The organism is Pseudoalteromonas sp. (assembly GCF_041629635.1).
Classification (GTDB): Bacteria; Pseudomonadota; Gammaproteobacteria; order Enterobacterales; family Alteromonadaceae; genus Pseudoalteromonas.
The window spans coordinates 1-2,614 of the sequence record NZ_JBFKMX010000251.1; the positions used below are offsets into that span (position 1 = coordinate 1).

Annotated in this window: 2 protein-coding genes and 1 pseudogene; all 3 read right to left on the bottom strand. The window is 43.5% G+C overall.

Annotated features, from left to right (window positions below; all coding sequences use genetic code 11):
- A partial coding sequence (locus ABYD77_RS18740) for an ABC transporter permease (protein WP_372771613.1) occupies window positions 1–1,089 on the bottom strand: 1,089 nt, incomplete at its 3' end.
- Window positions 1,086–2,276 (bottom strand): efflux RND transporter periplasmic adaptor subunit, encoded by a 1,191-nt coding sequence (locus ABYD77_RS18745; RefSeq protein WP_372771614.1) that lies wholly within the window; start codon window positions 2,274–2,276, stop codon window positions 1,086–1,088. The genes ABYD77_RS18745 and ABYD77_RS18740, both read right to left, overlap by 4 nt.
- Window positions 2,273–2,614, bottom strand: a pseudogene (locus tag ABYD77_RS18750) (HlyD family secretion protein); the annotation flags it as partial. The gene ABYD77_RS18745 and the pseudogene ABYD77_RS18750, both read right to left, overlap by 4 nt.

Here is a 2,614-nt window from a genome sequence, read left to right on the forward strand (position 1 = left end):
AGCAATCAACTCTGACAGTGCAATACCAAAGAATACACCCAGTAAGCCACCTAAAATGGAAATGGTAAAACTCTCGGTAATAAACTGCACTTGAATGTTCTTTTGTGTTGCACCAATGGCGCGCAATAGTCCGATTTCTTTGGTGCGCTCAAGCACAGTGGCTAGCATAATGTTCATAATGCCAATGCCGCCCACCAGCAGTGAAATCCCCGCTACACACGACATTACAATATTAAAAATTTGCTGGGTTTGCTTTTGCTGCGCCAATAACGCGGCAGGTACAATCAGCTCGTAATCATCAATATCGTTATGACGCCCTTTCACCAAAGCATCAATCGCTTGCGCTGCCATCACAGGACTAAAGCCCGGTTCGGTTGCAAGTTTAATGCGTGTAATTTCGGGGTCGAGTAATTCGCTTTTAAATCGGTGAATCGCGGTTTTAAGCGGAATAAAAATCTGATTTTGTTCATCGCCTAATTTAACGCCCTGAAACTCTTTTTTCTTTAAAAATGGCGCTTCAAGAATACCCACCACTTCAAACCACAAATGGTTAATTTTGACTGATTTGCCCACCGCATCGCCAAGCGGAAACAAAGTACGCGCAGTATTTGCTCCTAGCAGCGCCACTTGCGAAAAGTGTTGCCCATCTTGCTGATTAAGCAAGCGCCCAGCACTTAAATCAAAATATGCAAGCTCAAAATAGTTTTCACTTACACCTACTGCTTGGCCGTCAAATTTGGCGTATTCACTAAACACATGGTAGGTTTCAACCACTTTTTCAGCGGCAAAATCGGTGATAAACGGCAAGGCTTCAACTGCAACTTTGCCATCGTTAAGCGATAACCCATCCGAGTGCTTACGCTGCTCTCTAAGTTCATCCTCTTCAAAGTCTTTGGCTTCTACAATTACGTTGTTAAGGCCCATTGAATCAATCATTTTCAGTGCTTCACGCTGTGCACCTTCACCAATATTCAACATGGCAATTACTGCACCTACACCAAAGATCATACCGAGCAAAGTTAAAAAAGTGCGCATTTTATGCTGCTGCAATTGCACTACGGCATCTTTAAATAATCCGACTAAATTCATAGCTTGCCCTCCTGCTCAATTAACGCAATAACATCACCTTTGGAAAGGCCCTTTACAACTTCAACATGGCTTAAATTACTTGCGCCTAAGGTGACTGGCGCTTTGCTGTAGCCCGATGCTGTTTTAAGTTGCACATACGTGCCTTCTTCGTCAGCAAATACGCTAAATTTCGGCACGATTAGTTTTTCGGCTGGCTGATCCGCAACTATGTTTGCCACCACTTTTAAGCCCGGTCGTAAGTAATCGCCTTGCTCATCAATACTGGCGGTGATCTCGTAATACTTTTGCGGATCTTGTCGCTTAATTGATTTAGGAAACGGTGCAAGCTTACTTATTTTGCCGCTAAAGGTTTTATTGGGTGCTGAAATAAGCGAAAACTCAATAGCTTGATCTTGCTTTAAATTAATCGCTTCGCGCTCTTTTACAAACAGCTTGATTTGCATAACCGAGGTGTCGGGCAGGCCTGCAATTTTTTGGCCCGGCCACAGGGTTTGCCCTGCTCTTGGTTTTTCACCATGCCAATCTACGCTATGGGTTAACAAACCATCGTGCGGGGCAACCACCTCTAACGACGACAAATTGCCATCGAGCATATTAATTTTGCTTTGATGCTGCTGGCTTTGCATTTTTAACAAGTCTAACTCGCCTTGCGCGCTGCTATTAAACTGTTCAGACTGCCAATTAAAGTAGGCCGTTTTGGCATTTAAATAGTCAACTTTTTGCGCCTGCTCTAAAATCTCAAGTTTCGAGATAATGCGGTCATCGTCGATAGAAAAATTTTCAGCAAATTGCTTCTCTTCTTCAACAATTTCCATATCAAACCCTAAGTGTTTTCTGCGCGTGTCGATTTCAGTGTTTTTGCCGGATAAGTCTTGCGACACTTTTTGGTTTGAAAAGTCACTCTCGCGCTTTTGCTTAATCATTACACGGCCATCAAACCGTGCAATCACTTCACCTTTTTTAACTTGAGAATATTCAGGCATTAACCACGCCAGCGTTTGCGGCCCGCGCGATGATGCAGGGGTGCTAATCAAGGTTTCATTAGCGGCAATCAACTCACCTTTTGCCTCTACATAATTTTTAAACGGGGCTTTTTGTACGGTAAACGTAAGCTCGGCGGCGACGTCATCGGGTTTTGAGCACGCGTTTAAAAAAAACGCGCTGACAACAATAACTAAATACTTCATAAACGCACCACCTCTCCTTGCTCAATGCCGCTTTTTATTACCGCAAAACCATTACTAATATTACCTACCGTAACAGGGGTTTTATCACCATTTTTTTCAATCACATACGCGCTTGATTGGTCGCTATGCAATGCGCTTACAGGCACAATCAATACATCATCAATTTTATCGGTAGCAATTTCTACGCGGGCAGTTAACCCTGGGCGCATCGCAGCTGCATTATTATCAAGCTTAATTAAAGTGTCGATGATTCGGCGTTTGTCTTGCGGCGATTTTTCACGAAACGCACTGCCAATACTGGTTATTTTGCCCGATGTAATAATCGGCTCAGAGCCATC

Bases quoted from the DNA above. Each gene is read 5' to 3' on its own strand.
- ABYD77_RS18745 (WP_372771614.1), bottom strand. From the start codon at position 2,276: ATGAAGTATTTAGTTATTGTTGTCAGCGCGTTTTTTTTAAACGCGTGC.